Below are 17,962 nucleotides of genomic sequence, written 5' to 3' on the forward strand. Positions count from 1 at the left end.
CACCCCCGGTCCGTCCGGTCCCGCCACCGCCGGCGGACCGGTACGGCCATCGGCTCAACGGTCCGGCGCGGCCTCGGGACGGGCGTAGGTACGCCCCTTCCAGGCCGCGCCACGGCCCCGGTGGTGCTGCAACGCCGAATCGACCGTCATCAGCAGATAGAGCACGGCCGTGAACGGCAGCAGTGGCGCCAGCCAGAGCGACTGCCGGTAGAAACCCAGCATCGGCATATACGTCCCGGCCATCACCACCCAGGCCGCGCCGCCCGCCCACGCCGCCGGCGGATCCCCGCCCAGCAGCCCCGCCGCGAGCGTGACCGGCGGTGCGAGGTAGACGAGCGCGAGGCCCAGCACCGTACCGACGAGCAGCAGCGGGTTGTGCCGCAACTGGGCGTACGCGCTCCGCGACACCATCCGCCAGAGATCCGCCAGCCGGGGATACGGCCGCACACTGTCCACCCGCTCCGCGAGCCCCAGCCAGATCCGGCCGCCGCTGCGCTGCACCGCGCGCGCCAGCGACACATCGTCGATCACCGCCTGCCGGATCGACTCCGGCACCCGAGCCCGCTCCGCGGCCGCGGTCCGCAGCAGCACGCACCCGCCCGCCGCGGCCGCGGTCCGCGCCGTCGCCCGGTTCACCCACCGGAACGGATAGAGCTGCGCGAAGAAGTACACGAAGGCCGGCACGACGAGGCGTTCCCATGCACTCGCCACCCTCAGCCGCGCCATCTGCGAGACCAGATCGAACCCGCCGGAGCGGGCGGCGGCGACCAGCTCCCGCAGGCTGTCCGGCTCATGCGCGATGTCCGCGTCCGTCAGGAGCAGGTACTCCGGCGCCGGCTCGCGGGCCCGCGCCAGGGAGATCCCGTGCCGCACGGCCCACAGCTTGCCCGTCCAGCCCGGCTCGGGCTCCCCGGGCGACACCACCGTCACCGGAAGCCCGCCGTACCGCACGGACAGCGCACGGGCGAGGTCCCCCGTGCCGTCCTTGCTGCAGTCGTCGACCAGGATGACCTCCGCGGCCCCCGGATAGTCCTGCGCCAGCAGCGACGGCAGACTCACCGGCAGCATGTCCGCCTCGTCGCGGGCGGGCACCACGATCGCGACCGACGGCCAGCCGTCCGGGGCCGTACGCCGCGGCAGCCGCTGGTCGGTCCGCCAGAAGAAACCTTGTCCCAGCAGCAGCCACATCCATGCGGCCAGCGAACCCACGGCGATCCAGGCAACGGCGCTCATTCGCCGCAGTCTGCCCCACTGTGACGAGACCGCAAGGGCGGTCGACTATGGTGACCGGGTGAAGATCGCGCTCATGGACTCCGGAATCGGCCTGCTGGCGGCGGCCGCCGCAGTACGCCGGCTGAGGCCCGACGCCGATCTGGTGCTCTCCTCCGACCCCGACGGCATGCCGTGGGGTCCTCGTACGCCGCAGGACGTGACCGCACGCGCGCTCGCCGTGGCCCGTGCGGCGGCCGCCCACCGGCCCGACGCACTGATCGTCGCCTGCAACACCGCCTCCGTGCACGCCCTGCCGACGCTCCGTGCCGAGCTGGAACCCACGCTGCCGGTCGTCGGCACCGTCCCCGCGATCAAGCCGGCCGCGGCCGGTGGCGGTCCGGTCGCGATCTGGGCCACCCCCGCCACCACGGGCAGCCCGTACCAGCGCGGACTCATCGGTGACTTCGCCCGCTCGGTCGCCGTCACCGAAGTTCCGTGCCCCGGTCTCGCCGACGCCGTACAGAACGCGGACGAAGCCGCGATCGACCGTGCCGTCGCAGCGGCGGCCGCTCTCACTCCACCGGACGTAAGGGCCGTCGTTCTGGGCTGCACCCACTACGAACTGGTCGCCGAGCGGATCCGGGCCGCCGTGCAGCAGCCCGACCTGCCGCCCGTCACGCTGCACGGCTCCGCCGGGGCCGTCGCCGCCCAGGCGCTGCGCCGGATCGGCGCCGCACCCGCTCCTTCGGCCGAACCGGCCACCTCGCTCACCGTGCTCCTCAGCGGCCGCGCCGCCGAGCTGCCGGACGTCGCCCTGGCCTACGCCGAGGGTCTGTTGCTGGGCGCCGTCAGCCCTGCCCGCTGAGCCTGCGGCGGCCCGATGAGGGCCGTCGGAGCCGTCGCGGCTGCCCGGATTCTGAGTACGCTGCTGGCATGAGGGACCAGCCCCGAAAACCGACGCATGCCGGAGCCGAGACGTCTCCCGCAGTCTGGACCGGCCGGGCCACCAACAAGGCCCAGTGGGTGCTCGCAGCCGCCGGTGCGGCCTGCACGGCCCTGGGTATTCAGCTCGCCGTGAGCTCCAACTGGACCTCCGGCGTCATCCCGCTGCTGATGTCGGTGATCGGCTGCGTGGCGGCCGGACTCCTCATGCTGTTCGGCACGCTCGCCTTTGTGAACGTGGCCGTCCGGGTCGACGGGCACGCCCTCGAAGTGCGCTGCGGCCACATGGGGCTGCCGCGCCGCCGGATCCTGCTCACCCACGTGGTGGGCGCGGATTTCGTACCCCGGGTCACCCCGCGCCAGTGGGGCGGCTGGGGCTACCGCTGGCGCCCCGAGCAGGGCACGGCAGTGGTGGTCCGCAAGGGGGAGGGGCTGGTCGTCAGGCTCGGCGACGGCAGGACCTTCACGGTCACGGTGGACGACGCGGAGGCGGGCGTACGGTTCATCCGCGAGCAGCTCCAGATGCCGGCGGCCGGCGCAGCGGCCGGTGCCTGAGCGGGTAGGAGCCTGAGTGGTTCAGCCGCCCCGGTCGGTCAGAGCGGGGTGTGATCTGCTTGCGGGCCGCGGTCGGCCGTGGTCCGCGTCACCTGCGCGGAACGTCCCGCATCCTCGTCACCCTCCGTACGGCTCCCGTCAGCCGCTCCTGCTGTGTACGAAGCGGCTCTGCCGTCCCCGATGGGCAGCCGGGCCGATGCCAGCCCCGCGAGCAGTCCTGCGCCCGCCGTCACGGGCGTGAAGCTCAGTGCGTTTCCGACACTCGCCAGGGCCGCGAGCGCGGTGAGCGCGGCGCCCGCCGTCAGGACGACTGCCGTGGAGCGGGGCGAGCGCCAGAGCACGTACAGCAGCCAGCCGAAGGCCGCACCCAGCAGCGTCACCCCCACCACGCCCTGTTCGGCGGCCTGCTGCAGCGGCGCCGAGTGGGGTTTACCGTCGGACCGCAGAGTCTGCTGGGCGGTCGGGCTCATCTCGGCGAACCGGTCGGGTCCGACGCCCAGCACCGGATGCTCCTTGGCGAGCGTCACCGCGTCCTGCCACAGAAGCACGCGGTTCCCGGTGAGCTGGCCCTCCAGGGAGATCATCAGGCCGTCGGGCAGCGCTTCCTCCGCCACCGACCACGACGCACCGACGACCAGCGCCGTGACCAGTGCGAACCCGGCGAGCCCGAGCAGCCTGCGGCGCATTCTCGCCGCGGCCAGCGAACAGAGCAGTACGCCGAGCGCCGCGACGAAACCGGCCACCGACCGCATGGTCAGCGCGGCGCAGGCGGTGCCGAACGCGAGCAGCCGCAGTGTGAGGCGCAACGGAGCCCGCCGGGCCGCCGCGGCCGCGCAGCAGGCGGCACCCGCAGCCAGTACCAGCAGCGCGGCCGCCGCCCCGGTATGCCCCGGCGCGATGTCGACGGCGGCGGTGGCACCCGGCATGCCACTGCTGCGTGAGACGAGGGCCATGACGAGGGCGGCGACGGCGGCGGCCGTGGCGGTGGCCACCGGCAGCAGCGTGCCGCAGATCCGACCGCAGGCGAAGCCCGCGGCGACGGCCAGCAGTGCCAGCAGCACACCCTCCGGCCTGGTCTCCCGCCCGGCCGCGCTGACCAACGACCAGATCGCGCAGGCGGCGAGAATCACCGCTCCGGCGCCGTCGGACGCGTTGCCGCGTTCCCGGGCCGCGTACCCGCTTGCCGGTGCAGTCATCCGTTCGACCCCCCGAACTGTGACCGTCCCGTCCGCGACGGCCGGATGCGGCCGGTCGGCGGGGGACTGGCGCACACGGTAACGGCAGTGGTGCGACTTTGTGGAGGAAAAGCGCAGGAACGATCCGGCGGGGAGGATTCCGGCAACGGCACGGGACTGCCCCGCACACAGCCGACCACCGTAGACTCCGCCTGGTGAGCGCCACTATCACCCCAGTCGACGACCCGCAGTCCGCCCCTCCGGCCGGGGGCAGACGGCTTCTGCCGGGGCTCGTACGGCCTGCCGCGGCCGTGCTCTCGGGGGTGATGCTGTATCTGAGCTTCCCGCCCCGGCCCCTGTGGTGGCTGGTTCTGCCCGGCTTCGCACTGCTCGGCTGGTGCCTGCACGGCCGTCGGCTGCGCGCCGGATTCGGCCTCGGCCTGCTGACCGGCCTCGGCTTCATGCTGCCGCTGCTGCACTGGACGGGCGAGGAGGTCGGCCCCGTCCCATGGCTGGCGCTCGCCGTCGCCGAAGCGCTGTTCGTCGCCGTGGGCTGCATCGGGATCGCCGCCGTGTCCCGCCTCGCCTGGTGGCCGGTCTGGGCCGCCGCCGTCTGGACGTTGGACGAGGCGGTCCGGGCCAGGGTGCCCTTCGGTGGCTTCCCTTGGGGCAAGATCGCGTTCGGGCAGGCGGACAGCGTGTTCCTGCCGCTCGCGGCCGTCGGCGGCACACCGCTGCTCTCGTTCGCGGTGGTGCTGTGCGGCTTCGGCCTCTTCGAAGCGGTGCGTTCCTTCCGTACGTACCGCAGCACCGGTCAGGTCCCCCGAGCCGCGGTCGCCGCCGCAGCCGTGACCGTCCTCGTACCCCTGGCCGGGGCGCTGGCCGCGCTGCCGCTCGTCGACGACTCGGCGGAGGACGGCACCGCGACCGTCGCAGCGATCCAGGGCAACGTGCCCCGCCTCGGACTCGACTTCAACTCCCAGCGCCGCGCCGTCCTCGACAACCACGCACGCCGAACCGAACAGCTCGCCCGCGATGTGAAGGCGGGCAAGGTGCCGCAGCCCGACTTCGTCCTGTGGCCTGAGAACTCCTCCGACCTCGACCCCTACCGCAACGCGGACGCGCGGATCGTCATCGACGACGCAGTGAAGGCGATCAACGCCCCCACCGTGGTCGGCGCGGTCGTCGAGCCCAGCACCGGCAAACTGCGCAACACCCTCATCCAGTGGGACCCGAACGGCGGCCCCGTCGCCACGTACGACAAGCGCCACATCCAGCCCTTCGGCGAGTACATGCCGATGCGCTCGATCGCACGCGTCTTCAGCTCGGACGTCGACCGGGTGCAGCGCGACTTCGGACCGGGCAAGAAGGTCGGCGTCTTCGATCTGGCGGGCACCCAGGTGGGGCTCGTCACCTGCTACGAAGCCGCCTTCGACGACGCCGTACGGGACACCGTCGAACACGGCAGCCAGCTGATCGCCGTCCCCAGTAACAACGCCACCTTCGGCCGAAGCGAGATGACGTACCAGCAGCTGGCCATGAGCCGGGTGCGGGCCGTCGAGCACAGCCGGTCCGTCGTCGTCCCCGTCACCAGCGGGGTCAGCGCGGTCATCCGCCCGGACGGGACGATCGTCCAGCAGACGAAGATGTTCACCCCGGACGCGCTGGTGGACAAGGTGCCGCTGCGCTCGTCCCTGACCCCCGCGACCCGGCTGGGCACGCTCCCCGAAGGGCTGCTCGCGCTGATCGCCGTGGCGGGACTGGGCTGGGTGGCTGTCCGGTCGGTACGGGTCCGCCGCGGGCGGTGAGTCGTGCCGGGCGAGCCACGTATGGTCGTCCCCATGGCTACTCCTGACTTCATCCGCGAACTCCGTGTCACTGCCGGTACACAGCTGCTCCTGCTGCCGGGCGTCACTGCCGTGGTCTTCGACGACGAGGGCCGGGTGCTGCTCGGGAGACGCTCCGACACCGGCAAATGGTCGGTCATCGGTGGCATCTGCGAACCGGGGGAGCAGCCGGCGGTGTCGGCGGTCCGCGAGGTGTACGAGGAGACTGCCGTGCACTGCGTGGCGGAGCGGGTGGTGCTCACGCAGATGCTCGATCCCGTGCAGTACGCGAACGGCGACCGGTGCCAGTTCCTGGACGTCACCTTCCGTTGCCGGGCGACCGGGGGCGAGGCGCGCGTCAATGACGACGAGTCGCTGGAGGTGGGCTGGTTCCCGGTCGACGCCCTGCCGCCGTTGAACGAGTTCGGGCTCCTGCGGATCAAGCAGTCGCTCACGGACGAACCCACCTGGTTCGAGCCCGCGGGCCGGCAGTGACGCAGTAACAGCAGCCGCGCATGCAGACGCCGGACGGGCTCGACCACTCAGCCCGTCCGGCGATTCCACGACTCACACAGTCAGATGCTCATGCGGTACGGGCGTCGGCGGGCACAGCTGCGCCCGCGTCCGGCTCCGGTGCCGCCTCGATGTTCTCGAGGTCGCGGTACCGGGTCTCCTTCGCACACACGACAGCCAGCACGGTGATCAGCGCCGCGGCGATCACATACAGCGAGATCCATGTCGAACTGTGGTAGTTCTCGAGCAGCGCGGTGGCGATGAGCGGCGCCGGGGCACCGGCTGCGACCGAAGAGAACTGAGCACCGATCGACGCACCCGAGTACCGCATCCGGGTCGCGAACATCTCCGAGAAGAAGGCCGCCTGAGGCGCGTACATCGCCCCGTGGAAGATGAGCCCGACCGTGACGGCGAGCAGCAGGCTTCCGAAGCTGCTGCTGTCGATCAGCGCGAAGAACGGGAACATCCACAGCCCCACACCGACCGCCCCGATCAGATAGATGGGCTTGCGGCCGAACCGGTCCGACAGCGCGCCCCACACCGGGATGACCGCGAAGTGGATGGCGGAGGCGATGAGTACGGCGTTCAGCGCCGTCTGCCTGCTCAGGTCCGCGGCAATCGTCGCGTACACGAGGATGAACGCCGTGATCACGTAGTAGCTGATGTTCTCCGCCATCCTGGCCCCCATGGCGATGAGCACATCCCGCCAGTGGTGCCGCAGCACGGCGACGAGCGGCATCTTCTCGGCCGCGGCGGCGGCCCCCGTGCGCGCCTCGGCCTGCGCCAGCGCAGCCTTGAACACCGGTGATTCATCGACAGAGAGACGAATCCACAAGCCGACGATCACGAGCACACCGGAGAGCAGGAACGGGATGCGCCAGCCCCAGGACCCGAAGGCGGAATCCGACAGCAGCGCGGTGAGCGCGGAGAGCACCCCGGTCGCGAGCAGCTGCCCGGCCGGCGCCCCGGTCTGCGGCCAGGAGGCCCAGAACCCACGCCGCTTCGCATCCCCGTGCTCCGATACGAGGAGCACAGCCCCGCCCCACTCACCACCGAGGGCGAAGCCCTGCACCAGTCGCAGGACCGTGAGCAGGACCGGAGCGGCGGCACCGACGGTGGCATGCGTCGGCAGCAGCCCGATGGCGAAGGTCGCCCCACCCATCAGCAGCAGACTCAGCACCAGCAGCTTCTTGCGGCCGAGCCGGTCGCCGTAGTGCCCGAACACCAGGGCGCCGAGTGGCCGGGCTGCGAAGCCGACCGCGTAGGTGAGGAAGGAGAGGAGCGTTCCGACGAGCGGGTCGGACTCGGGGAAGAACAGCTTGGGGAAGACGAGCGCGGCTGCTGACCCGTAGAGAAAGAAGTCGTACCACTCGATGGTGGTCCCGATGAGGCTTGCGGCGACGATGCGCTTGAGCGAGCGGGTGGTTGGCGGTGCGGATGCCGAGGCGGCCATGGGTACCACTTCCGGACGGTTGCGGGGACGTTTCCGTGTCGCCACACCGTAGGAACGGGCAGGTCAGAGGCGTATGTGGTGGGAGACCATAGTTCTCGGGTCGAGTGTGCACGGGGCCACCATGACAGGTGTGTCGAGCCTGCCTCATGGACCGTACTGAAGGCGGCGGGCGTCTGTCCGAGTTGTGTCGTTCGGCATGGTTCAGTGCCTTGGTGCTGACTCCCGTGCTGGTCCTGATCACCCGTCCCGTGCTGACTCGGTGCTGACTACGCAGCGTTGAACTTCAGGATTCGGGGCGGATCGGGCGGTGGCGTTCTTCGCCTTCCACGGCTGTCGTCAGGTCCGCCGGGTTCCCGCTGAGGCGGCCATGGGCGGTGGCGCGGAGTCTCGCCGTTCTTGGGTGCGTCCGCCGGTGCGTGAAGTTTGGCTCCTGGCCGGTCCGGATCTTGGTCCGCGCTCAGAGCGTCGGCGGGTGCTGGACCGCGCCCTCGTCAGCGGCATGGCCGAGAGACCCCGGAGTCCGGTCGGAACGCCCCGCATGGATACCAGGGCCATCTGGTCGGCCGCTGCGCTGCCGGCCGACAGCACCCCGCGGTGCTGGGCCTCCCACAGCACGGTCATCGCATCGACGGCCTCCCGCGATGTCCGAGGGCGGTCAGGCACACCTACAGCTGACCGTGCAGGGGAAGGGCTCGACGGGCGCGGTCCGTCCGCGCCGGTTGCGGGTCACCGGCGGTCGGGCAGACTCCAGCGGTACGGAGCGATGAGCCGGTCGACCGACTCGGGGCCCCAGGAGCCCGGGGCGTACGGCTCGACCTGCGGCGGGTTCGCCAGCAGCGGGGCGGATGCCTCCCACAGACGCTCGATCCCGTCGGAGCGGGTGAACAGGGACTGGTCTCCCAGCATCGCGTCCAGGATGAGGCGTTCGTATCCTTCGAGCGCGTACATCGAGTTGAAGGAGCCGCCGTAGTCGAAGACCATCCCGGCCTCCTCGAGGCGCATGGCAGGGCCGGGCTCCTTCACCAGGAAGCGGGTGGCGATCCGGCCGGGGTCGTCGAAATCGATCACCAGCTCGTTGTTCCGGGCTTCTTCTGAGTCGCCCTGCGCGGGCAGCGGGAACATGCGCAGGGCCGGTTCCCGGAATCCGAGCGTCACGACGTGCCTTCCCTCTCCGAGCGACTTGCCCGAACGCAGGAAGAAGGGCACACCGGCCCACCGCCAGTTGTCGAGTTCGACGCGCAGCGCGATGAACGTCTCGGTGTCCGACCGGGGATCGACGCCCGGCTCGTCGCGGTACCCCTCGTACTGGCCACGGACGACCTGTGCCGGGTCCAGTTGCCGCAGGGACTGGAAGACCTTTTCCTTCTCGTCCCGCAGCGACTTCGCCGTGAGTTCGGCAGGGGGCTCCATCGCCATGAACCCCATGAGCTGGAAGAGGTGAGTGACGATCATGTCCCGGAAGGTGCCGGTGCCTTCGAAGAACTGTGCCCGGCCCTCGATCCCGATCTTCTCCGGCACGTCGATCTGCACATGGCTGATGTGGTCGCGGTTCCAGATGGGCTCGAAGAGACCGTTGGCGAACCGGAGGGCGAGGATGTTGTCCACGGACTCCTTGCCGAGGAAGTGGTCGATGCGGAAGGTCCGGGACTCGTCGAACACGGAGTGGATCGTCGCATTGAGGGCCTGGGCCGAGGGGAGATCCGTACCGAAGGGCTTCTCCACGATGACGCGGGCGTTCTCGGCGAGGCCGGTCGCGCCCAGCATCTCGATCACGGAGGCGAAGGCCGTCGGCGGCACAGCGAGGTGGAACAGCCGGCGGGGTCTGCCTCCGACGGCCTGCTCGGCCTTCCGTACGGCCGAAAGGAGCGGCTCGGGGTCGTCGGGGTCCGCCGCGCCGAATGTCAGCGCTTCCTCGAACTCCTGCCACTCCGGGCCTTCCGGCTTCGATCTGCCGAATTCGGCGACCGCCTCCCGGGCCCGTTTGCGGAAGTCGTCGTCGCTGAGCGCGGCCTGGGACGGTGCCGAGCCGACGATCCGGTAGCGGGCCGGCAGCAGTCCGGCCTTGGCGAGATGGAAGAGTCCTGGCAGGAGCTTGCGCCGGGCGAGGTCACCGGTCGCACCGAACAGCACGATGACGTGGTCTTCGGGGACCGGACCACTGCTTTCGGATCCGGGGCCGCTGGTCATGGTTCACCGCGCCTTCTCGGCGTGACCGCCGAATTCGCCGCGCATCGCGGACAGCACCTTGTCCCTGAACTCGCCCAGCCCGCGCGATTCGTACCGCTCGGTGAGCGCGGCGCTGATGACGGGTGCGGGCACGCTCTCCTCCACGGCCGCGACCACCGTCCACCGTCCCTCTCCGGAGTCGGAGACCCGGCCGGCGAAATCGTCGAGTTCGGGCGAGCGGGACAGCGCGTCGGCCACGAGGTCGACCAGCCAGGAGCCGACGACGGAGCCGCGGCGCCACACCTCGGCGACCTCGGCCACGTCGATCTCGTACTGGTAGGCCTCGGGTTCGCGCAGCGGGGCGGTCTCGGCGTCGACGGAGCGCGAACGCAGGCCCGCGTCCGCGTGCTTGATGATGCCGAGCCCCTCGGCGATGGCGGCCATCATCCCGTACTCGACCCCGTTGTGGACCATCTTCACGAAGTGGCCTGCGCCGCTCGGGCCGCAGTGCAGATAGCCCTGGGACGCGGTCCCGTCGGTCCGGGTCCTGCCGGGGGTGGGTTCGGCGTCCCCGGTGCCCGGGGCGATGGCGCGGAAGACGGGGTCCAGCCGGGCTACCGCCTCCTCCTTGCCGCCGATCATCAGGCAGTAGCCCCGCTCCAGGCCCCAGACACCGCCCGAGGTCCCGCAGTCGACGTAGTGGATCCCGCGCGGAGCGAGCTGCTTCGCCCGGGTGATGTCGTCCCGGTAGTACGAGTTGCCGCCGTCGATGACGGTGTCACCGGGGTCGAGCAGGGCCGCCAACTGGTCCAGTGTCGACTGCACCACGCCGGCGGGGAGCATCAGCCAGACGTTTCTGGGCTTTTCCAGCTTGTCGACCAGGTCGTGAAGGGAGGAGGCCGCGGTCGCCCCCTCCTTCTCCAGTTCCTGTACGGCCTCCCGGTCGAGGTCGTAGACGACACAGCGATGGCCGTCACGCATCAGTCGGCGCACGAGATTGGCGCCCATCCGGCCGAGCCCGATCATGCCGAGCTGCATGGGTGTGTCAGTGGTCATGGCCGACTTCCCGTTCTTCAGAGCGCGGTGGTGACGGATGACTGCGTTGGCGGACGAGCCGTGGCCGGGCTCCGGCTCCTGGGCGATGCCGTCATGTCCTCGCCTCTGCCGCGACTGCACCAGCGCTCGTGACCGAGCCCCTAAGCTAGCGTCGACGAACGATGGAACCGGGCATGCCGGGCCGCACAGGGTCTGGGATCCTGCTGTCTTTACGCTGAACGGCTCAGGTTCGACGAGGTCGAGGGTTAGGGCGGGGATCCGCTTCCGGCCCCTGGAACATTCCGTGACGCCTCTGCAGTCGCGGCGTCGGGTGCGCTGTACCGCGGCTCTTCCAACAGGGTCCGTCCGCGTGCGGCTTCGGGCAGCCACTTGTTCCAAACGAAAGGCCCTAGGTCTTTCGATCCTGGAGCTGATGGTGCTGGTCGCTGTTGCGGTCGCCGGTCTGCAGGTCCAGCCGCCGACGCCACCGTGCCGCCGGCGCGGCGGAGTCTGCCCAGGAACCGGGGGGCACCTTACGGGAGTTGAGCACATCCTCACCGTAAATGTCCTGCAGCCAGTTGGTGTGGTAAATGGTGTCGAGGTAGCGCTCGCCGAGGTCCGGGGCGATGGTCACCGCGGTCAGTTCGCTCGTGTCATGCCGGGCCAGCCAGTCCGTTGCGCCGCTGACCACCGTGCCGGTGGAGCCGCCGAACAGGAATCCGCCCCTGGCCAAACGATGGCAGGCACGGATCGTGTCCGCCTCCTCGACACGTATCACCTCATCCACATAGGACTCGTCGAGCAGCGGCGGCCGCATGCTCATCCCCAGGCCGGGAATCATCCGGCGGCCCGGCGAACCGCCGAAGGACACCGAGCCGACGCTGTCCACCGCGATGATCCGCACCGGCCGGTGCCACTCCCGGAAGTAGCGCGCACAGCCCATCAGGGTCCCGGTGGTGCCGGCCCCGACGAACAGCACGTCCAGTCGAGGGAACTGGCGGGCGATCGCCGGCGCCGTCGTGCGGTAGTGCGCCTTCCAGTTGCTCGGATTGGTGTACTGGCTGAGCCACACGTACCGGTCGTCGGAGGCGCACAGCGCGCGGATGTACTCGATCCGCGCGCCGAGAAAGCCGCCGTTGGCCTCCTGGTCGGCGATCACGTGCACCTGACTGCCCAACGCCTCCATCATCAGCCTGGTCGACAGGTTGCCGCGGGCGTCCGTCACGCACAGGAACCGGTAGCCCTTGCTCGCCGCGATCATGCTCAGTGCCACGCCGAGGTTTCCGGACGAGGACTCGACGAGGATCGATTTCGGCGTCAGGATTCCATCCCGCTCAGCGGTCTCCACCATCTCGGTCGCGGCCTTCAACTTGATCGAGCCGGCGAAGTTGAAGCCCTCACACTTCAGGTAGAGCGAGTGCCCGAACATCGACCGAAGGTCGACATAGAGCTCCTCTTGGTTGAAGGCGTAGGGAACGGATATGACGGGCACCATGGTCTCCTCTGTCTGGCGCAGCGCAGTTCCGGGAACGTCCATCCGGCCGTGGGCGGGCTTCTCGCTCTTGCGGCCGGGAGCCCGTGTCCAACCGAGCCGGGCGGCCCTGCGTCAGCGGCCGCTGTGCCGTACGTCCTGACTTGCTGCGACTTGACCGGTGATCTCTCCTGGGAATACCCCTGCACAAGCCTCCTGGGTTCTCGGCCGGCTCATCCGTACCGGCTCAGTTCGTGGAAGAAGTCGTCGACGATGTGCAACTCGCCGCTGCGGACCACTTCGTTGTAGACGTCCTTGCCCACCGCGAGGTCGAGCACCCCGAGGCCGAAGGGTGAGAACACCACCGGCCGGTCCGCCGGCACCGTCACGCGTGCGGCCATCACGTCGTCCAACGTGCCGTGCAGGAAGTCCCGGTTGCCCGTGAGCTGCTCGGCCAGATGCGGCGAGGTGTCGGCCTTCAGGCAGTGCTCGACGTCATCGACGATGTTGGTCGAGGCGAGCAGGATCTCCGGCGCGAGGTCGCGCAGCGACACGTGCAGCACCAGGGGATTGTGCGCGAACCATGACAGGTCGCTGACATGCGGCCGGCCGGCGACGGTTGCGAAGACCACCAGGTCGCTGTGGCGGATCAACTGCTCGGCGCTGTCGTGCACGGTGATCCGGCCGGTGGTGCCCGACTGTTCCAGGTAGCACCGGAAGCCTGCCGCGCTGTCGGCGGACAGGTCGTGCACGCCGATCTCGTCGAACGACCAGCCGGTGCCGGCCAGGAAGGTGTGGATGTAGCGGGCGATCAAGCCCACCCCGAAGAACCCGACGCGCGTCGGTCGGGGCCGGTCGCGGCTGAGCCAGTCGGCAGCCGACGCCGCCGACGCGGCCGTCCTGGTGGCGCTGATGATCGAGCTTTCCAGACAGGCGAACGGGTAGCCGGTGTCCGGGTCGTTGAGGATCAGCACGGCCGAGGCCCTCGGGATGCCCGCCCTCACGTTCTCCGGGAAGCTGGAGATCCACTTCAGGCCGTCCACCCGCGCCTCCCCGCCGATCGAGGCGGGCAGCGCGATGATCCGGGAGGACGGGCGGTCGGGGAAGCGCAGGAAGTACGACGGCGGGTTCACCGAATCACCGGCGCCGTGCACCCGGTAGGTGGCCTCGACCAACTCCACGATTCGTTTCTCGCGTCCGTGCAGCGCGCGCTGGACCTGGGCACCGGAGATCACCGCGAACGGTGGCACGGTGATCGGCGCGGGCAGCGCGGACTCCGTTGCGGTGGAAGCGACGGCGGTCATCCTGTGCTCACCTCGACAGTCGGCGAGCAGTCGGCCAGATGTACGGGGTCGGCCATGGCGACGACCACTTCGCGCGGCCCCTCGAAGGGCTCCCTGCTGTGCGCGGTGCGGATGTTGTCGACGAGCATCAGGTCGCCGGCCTGCCACGGCTCGCGTGCGGTGTTGGCCTCGTAGACGCTGTTGAGCAGCTGCACGACGTCCTCGGCGATCGGGTCGCCATTGCCGAAGCGGGTATTGAACGGCAGCCCGTCGGCGCCGTAGACGTCCACCAGGTACTCGCGCACCTCGGGGGCCATCGTCCACTCGTTGAGGAACGCGATCTGGTTGAACCAGCAGCGCCGGCCGGTGACCGGGTGACGCACCACGGCGCTGCGGCGCTGTCTGGTGCGCAGTCCACCGTCGGGCTGCCACTCGAACGTGATCGCGTTGGCGCGGCAGTAGCTCTCGACGGCGCCACGGTCGTCGGTGCCGAACGCCTCGGCGACGGTCGCCCCGATCTCGTCGTTGTAGCTGCGGGTGAGCAGCCACCCCTCCCGCTCGAAACGCTCGGTCAACTCGGCGGGCAGCGCGTCGAGCACGGTCGGTGAGTCGGCCACCGCGGTCGCCCCGCCGTCGGTGGGTGCGCTGAGACAGGCGAACATCATCATGCCGGGGAACTCAAGCGTGTAGCTCAGTTCGTGGTGCATGCACATCGGCTGGTTCGGCGGCCACTTCGATGAGGAGTACACGCCGTCGGAGTAGGTCCGTCGGGGCGCGAAGACCTCCTTCTCGGTCATCAGACCCGTGGCCAGCCTCGCGAAGACGGCGCCGGTTCCGGCCGCGTCCCGCAGCCCGAGGCCGCGTACCAGGACCGACCCGTGCTCGGCGACGACAGCGCGCAGCGCGTCCCGGTGCTCGGCTGCCCAGCCCGGCGCGTCGCCGGTGGCCTCGGCCCGCAGCAGCGGGGGTTTGCCGGGTTCACGTTCCACGTCGACCAGCGACGCCGTGGATAGGGACGACATCTCGATGTCCTTTCAGTTGCCACTCAGGAAGAAGCGAACAAATCGGCGGCGCGCAGTACGGCCTCTGCCGCCTCGGTCGGACGGGTGCGCAGGAAGTAGTGGCCTCCCTCGGCGAGCTCGTGCAGGTCGACCTGCTCGGCCAGGAGCTGCCAGTCGCGGTACCGGCGCGGGTACTCCGCTGTGCTCGGGTCGTCGGCGGCAACGACCACGGTGACCGGCGCGGACAGCTTCAGCGCCGGTGGGCTGTCCAGGGCGTCGGCGAAATAGTGGTGCGCGGACACGCAGTCGTGCCGGTAGGCGGCACCGATGTGCTCGGCGTGCTGCGCATCCAGCTCACCGAGCTCGGTGTACCCGCCCTCCGAGCTCAGCCTCGCGGCGATCTCGGCGTTGCTCCGCCCGGTCAGATCGGCGATGGTGGCCCGCCGGTCGGCGGCGTTGCCGAGCAGCTGCGCGCCGAGGAACACCCGCTGGACGTCCACCCCGCTCTCCTGCAGCTTTCTGGCAGTCTCCACGGCCAACGCGGTTCCCGAGGAATGGCCCCACAGCAGGACCCTGGTCAGGCCACGCCGGATGATCTCGACGACGACGTGCTCGGCCACCTGTGCCATCGGCGCGAACGGCTCGCTCTCGGCGGCCACGTCGTGACCGGGCAGCTCGACGGCGTAGACCGCCGGCCCGCCGCCCGGCAGTGCCCCGGCCATCGGCTGGAAGTTCACCGCGTTGCCGCCGGCGTAAGGGAAGCACACCAGGGCGGCGGCCTGCGTTCCGTCCGATTCCGACAGTGACTGGAGCAGTCCGGAGCGCCGTTCGGACCTGCCGTCGACCAGCCCGGCCAGATCGGCAAGGACCGGGTGGCGGGTGACGTCCTTGAGGGACACCGCACGGTCCAGGGTGATCGCCAGCTTCACTGCCGACAGCGACGTGCCGCCCCGGTCGAAGAAGTGGTCCCGCCGTCCGATCTGGTGCTGCGGGATGCCGAGCACCTTCGCCCATGCGACCGCCAGCTGCCGTTCGGTCGGCGTACTCGGCGCGCGGTACTCGTCCTGGGCGGCGCCGAGTTCTTCGGAGAGCCCTCGCAGAGCCTTCCTGTCGATCTTGCTGTTGGCTGTCAGTGGCAGACTTTCCCGCCAGTGGAAGGCCGACGGGACCATGTACTCGGGCAGCGACTCACCGAGCCGGTCCCGCAGGACGTCGACCTCGAGCGGCCGTCGACCGGAGTAGAACGCCACCAGGTGCTTGCTCCGGTCGGCCCGCTCGGTCACCACCACCGCACCGTCGCGAACACCGGGCACCTGCAACAGGGTGTTCTCGATCTCGCCGATCTCGATCCGGAAGCCACGAATCTTCACCTGGTTGTCCCGGCGGCCGAGGAACTCCAGTTTGCCCCCGGGCTGCCAGCGGCCGTAGTCGCCGCCCCGGTAGAGCCGGGCGCCGTCACGGTGCGGATCGGCCAGATAGGCCTGCCGGGTGCGCTCGGGGTCGTTGACGTATCCGCGGCCGACGCAGACGCCGGAGAAGACGATCAGACCGGGGGCGCCGAGCGGCACCGGGGTCAGGTGCTCGTCGACGACATACACGTGCACGTTGTTGACCGCGGGACCCAGCAGGATCCGGTCCCCGTCGGGCACGCGGTCCATGACCTCGTGGTTGGTGTCGTCCGAGGTCTCGGTCAGCCCATAGGCGTTGACCAGCTTGATCCCGGGCTGGGCGGCGAACCAGCGCTGCGCGAGCTCCTTCTTCAGCGCCTCGCCGGTGACCGACACGCACCGCAGGTCCGGCAGCTCGCGGGGGTGCTGCTTCAGACAGGACACGACGACGTCCAGGTAGGAGGGTACGACCTGGAGGACGGCGACCCGGCCGTCAACGATCTTGTCGACGAACCGCTCGACGTCCAGGATCACCTCCTGCTCCACCAGCAGCGTCCGCCCGCCGACCAGCAGCCCGGACACCAGTTGCCACAGCGAGATGTCGAAGCACTGGGGCGCGGTCTGGGCGACCACCTGTCCCTCGCCGATCCCCAGGTCGTCGATCTTGGCGTAGAGGTGGTTCAGCATGCCCGCGTGCTCGCACATCGCGCCCTTGGGCTCTCCCGTGGAGCCGGAGGTGAAATAGATGTAGGCAAGCTGGTCCGGTGCGACGTGGAGGCCCAGATCGTCGTCGGCATGGTCCTCCTCGTAGGCTGCGCCGACGAAGAGCTTCTGGACCCCGGACAGCGAGCCGAGGGCCTGGTCGAGCGTGGAGGTGCTGCCGGGATCGGTCAGCACGAGCCCGCATGCGGCACGGGAGAGCATGGTCGCGACGCGATCGGCCGGGAAATGCGGCTCGATGGGCAGGTACACGCCGCCGGCCTTGAAGACAGCGAGGACGGCGGCCATCCAGTCCAGGTTGCGCTCCGTCACCACCGCGACGACACCCTCGGGGCGCAGCCCCCGCGCCAGCAGGGCTCGTCCCACCCGGTTGGCGCGTGCGTTGAGTTCCCGATACGTCAGCTGCTGCTCCCCGTGCACCGCAGCGACGGCGTCCGGGTGAGCCGACACCCGCTGCTCGAACAGCTCGTGGAACCGGTGGTCCGGCAGCTCCCGGTGTGGACCGGCGAATTCTTCGAGCTGGAAGTGGAGTTCCTCGGCGGAGAGCAGGCTCTGCGGTCCGTGCTCGGCGTCCGGATCGGCGGCGATCAGCGCGAGCGCGGTGAGATGGTAACCGGCGATCCTGTCGGCGCAGTCCGCGTCGAGCGCATCGGTCCGATACCGCAGTCGCAGCACGAGATGGCCGCCGCGTTGCGAAAATCCCAACCGCAGCACGGTGTTACCGGCGACTTCGCCGCCCGAGCCGTGCGGATCGAACACGGTCTCGACCGACGGTTCGGCCAGGCCCAGCTCGCGCCTGAGCTCATCGACCGGAAAGTCCTTGTGCAACAGCAGATCCGACGCTGCTCGATGGGTGTCCAGCAGCAGCGCACGCCACGAGTCGGGGTCCGTCGTCAGCCGGCACGGCAGCGGCCGGCCGCCCTCCACGGTGACGTAACCGGTCGTGACCTCACGCTCGCCGGACAGCGCGGCAAGTACCTTGGCGTGCGCTGCCAGCAGCACGGAGTCGACCGGCACCGCCAGGCCCTTGGCCAACCGGCCCAACGCCGCCACGACGCCGTCCGGGATCGTCGCCTCGTGTTCGCCGACGCCCGTCACCGGATCGAGCGTCCACCGCGGTATTGCGGTGCATCCACCGGCGAGCAGCACAGCGCGCCAGTACTCCCGGTCGGCCTGCTCCTGCATTCCCATCTGGTCGTCCCTCTCCATTCACCGTCGCCAC

General features: G+C 70.1%; 13 protein-coding genes. 4 read left to right on the plus strand and 9 right to left on the minus strand.

Going from position 1 to position 17,962, the window contains the following annotated elements; translation table 11 throughout:
- Positions 1-54: 54 nt before the first annotated feature.
- Positions 55-1,233 carry a glycosyltransferase gene (locus OHA88_RS38755; protein ID WP_328628955.1) on the minus strand — a complete coding sequence of 393 codons (1,179 nt, stop codon included), beginning with the start codon at positions 1,231-1,233 and terminating at the stop codon, positions 55-57.
- 58 nt (positions 1,234-1,291) lie between these two features.
- Between OHA88_RS38755 and OHA88_RS38760 the strand changes: the two genes are divergently transcribed.
- Both OHA88_RS38760 and OHA88_RS38765 read left to right on the plus strand, forming a co-directional pair.
- Positions 1,292-2,077 (plus strand): glutamate racemase, encoded by a 786-nt coding sequence (locus OHA88_RS38760; protein WP_328628956.1) that lies wholly within the window; start codon positions 1,292-1,294, stop codon positions 2,075-2,077.
- Between the two features lie 68 nt (positions 2,078-2,145).
- The gene (locus OHA88_RS38765) at positions 2,146-2,709 is read left to right on the plus strand and encodes a hypothetical protein (RefSeq protein ID WP_326632581.1); all 564 of its coding nucleotides are present in this window, start codon (positions 2,146-2,148) and stop codon (positions 2,707-2,709) included.
- A gap of 38 nt (positions 2,710-2,747) precedes the next feature.
- Here OHA88_RS38765 and OHA88_RS38770 read toward each other — a convergent pair whose 3' ends face one another.
- Positions 2,748-3,905, minus strand: coding sequence for an O-antigen ligase family protein (locus tag OHA88_RS38770; RefSeq protein WP_328628957.1), 1,158 nt, complete (start codon positions 3,903-3,905; stop codon positions 2,748-2,750).
- 194 nt (positions 3,906-4,099) lie between these two features.
- Between OHA88_RS38770 and lnt the strand changes: the two genes are divergently transcribed.
- Positions 4,100-5,692 (plus strand): apolipoprotein N-acyltransferase, encoded by a 1,593-nt coding sequence (lnt, locus tag OHA88_RS38775; protein ID WP_328628958.1) that lies wholly within the window; start codon positions 4,100-4,102, stop codon positions 5,690-5,692.
- 33 nt (positions 5,693-5,725) lie between these two features.
- Complete coding sequence (locus tag OHA88_RS38780) at positions 5,726-6,205, plus strand: NUDIX hydrolase (RefSeq protein WP_326601982.1); 480 nt, start codon at positions 5,726-5,728, stop codon at positions 6,203-6,205.
- An 88-nt stretch (positions 6,206-6,293) separates the two neighbouring features.
- Here OHA88_RS38780 and OHA88_RS38785 read toward each other — a convergent pair whose 3' ends face one another.
- The 7 genes from OHA88_RS38785 to OHA88_RS38815 form a co-directional block, all read right to left on the minus strand.
- A complete protein-coding gene (locus OHA88_RS38785) occupies positions 6,294-7,676 on the minus strand; it encodes an MFS transporter (RefSeq protein ID WP_328628959.1) in 1,383 nt (460 codons plus the stop codon).
- Positions 7,677-8,402: 726 nt separating this feature from the next.
- On the minus strand, positions 8,403-9,863 hold the full coding sequence (gene zwf, locus OHA88_RS38790) for a glucose-6-phosphate dehydrogenase (protein WP_328628960.1): 1,461 nt from the start codon (positions 9,861-9,863) through the stop codon (positions 8,403-8,405).
- Positions 9,864-9,866: 3 nt separating this feature from the next.
- Positions 9,867-10,898, minus strand: coding sequence for a phosphogluconate dehydrogenase (NAD(+)-dependent, decarboxylating) (gene gnd / locus OHA88_RS38795; RefSeq protein ID WP_389117419.1), 1,032 nt, complete (start codon positions 10,896-10,898; stop codon positions 9,867-9,869).
- Between the two features lie 388 nt (positions 10,899-11,286).
- Positions 11,287-12,369 carry a 2,3-diaminopropionate biosynthesis protein SbnA gene (gene sbnA, locus OHA88_RS38800; RefSeq protein WP_328629897.1) on the minus strand — a complete coding sequence of 361 codons (1,083 nt, stop codon included), beginning with the start codon at positions 12,367-12,369 and terminating at the stop codon, positions 11,287-11,289.
- A gap of 212 nt (positions 12,370-12,581) precedes the next feature.
- Positions 12,582-13,652, minus strand: coding sequence for a 2,3-diaminopropionate biosynthesis protein SbnB (sbnB, locus tag OHA88_RS38805; protein ID WP_328628961.1), 1,071 nt, complete (start codon positions 13,650-13,652; stop codon positions 12,582-12,584).
- Complete coding sequence (locus tag OHA88_RS38810; RefSeq protein WP_328628962.1) at positions 13,649-14,653, minus strand: TauD/TfdA family dioxygenase; 1,005 nt, start codon at positions 14,651-14,653, stop codon at positions 13,649-13,651. Before OHA88_RS38810 ends, sbnB begins: the two co-directional genes overlap by 4 nt.
- A 23-nt stretch (positions 14,654-14,676) precedes the next feature.
- Positions 14,677-17,931: a non-ribosomal peptide synthetase gene (locus tag OHA88_RS38815; RefSeq protein WP_328628963.1), complete on the minus strand. Its 3,255-nt coding sequence runs from the start codon at positions 17,929-17,931 to the stop codon at positions 14,677-14,679.
- Between the last annotated feature and the right edge of the window lie 31 nt (positions 17,932-17,962).

Source organism: Streptomyces sp. NBC_00353 (genome assembly GCF_036108815.1).
Taxonomy (GTDB): Bacteria; Actinomycetota; Actinomycetes; order Streptomycetales; family Streptomycetaceae; genus Streptomyces.

What these genes read in the sequence shown, in the direction of transcription:
- zwf (WP_328628960.1), bottom strand. Translation starts at nt 9,863, where the DNA reads ATGACCAGCGGCCCCGGATCCGAAAGCAGTGGTCCGGTCCCCGAAGAC.
- OHA88_RS38785 (WP_328628959.1), bottom strand. Translation starts at nt 7,676, where the DNA reads ATGGCCGCCTCGGCATCCGCACCGCCAACCACCCGCTCGCTCAAGCGC.
- gnd (WP_389117419.1), bottom strand. Translation starts at nt 10,898, where the DNA reads ATGACCACTGACACACCCATGCAGCTCGGCATGATCGGGCTCGGCCGG.
- OHA88_RS38815 (WP_328628963.1), bottom strand. Translation starts at nt 17,931, where the DNA reads ATGGGAATGCAGGAGCAGGCCGACCGGGAGTACTGGCGCGCTGTGCTG.
- OHA88_RS38810 (WP_328628962.1), bottom strand. Translation starts at nt 14,653, where the DNA reads ATGTCGTCCCTATCCACGGCGTCGCTGGTCGACGTGGAACGTGAACCC.
- sbnB (WP_328628961.1), bottom strand. Translation starts at nt 13,652, where the DNA reads ATGACCGCCGTCGCTTCCACCGCAACGGAGTCCGCGCTGCCCGCGCCG.
- OHA88_RS38765 (WP_326632581.1), top strand. Translation starts at nt 2,146, where the DNA reads ATGAGGGACCAGCCCCGAAAACCGACGCATGCCGGAGCCGAGACGTCT.
- OHA88_RS38770 (WP_328628957.1), bottom strand. Translation starts at nt 3,905, where the DNA reads ATGACTGCACCGGCAAGCGGGTACGCGGCCCGGGAACGCGGCAACGCG.
- OHA88_RS38755 (WP_328628955.1), bottom strand. Translation starts at nt 1,233, where the DNA reads ATGAGCGCCGTTGCCTGGATCGCCGTGGGTTCGCTGGCCGCATGGATG.
- OHA88_RS38780 (WP_326601982.1), top strand. Translation starts at nt 5,726, where the DNA reads ATGGCTACTCCTGACTTCATCCGCGAACTCCGTGTCACTGCCGGTACA.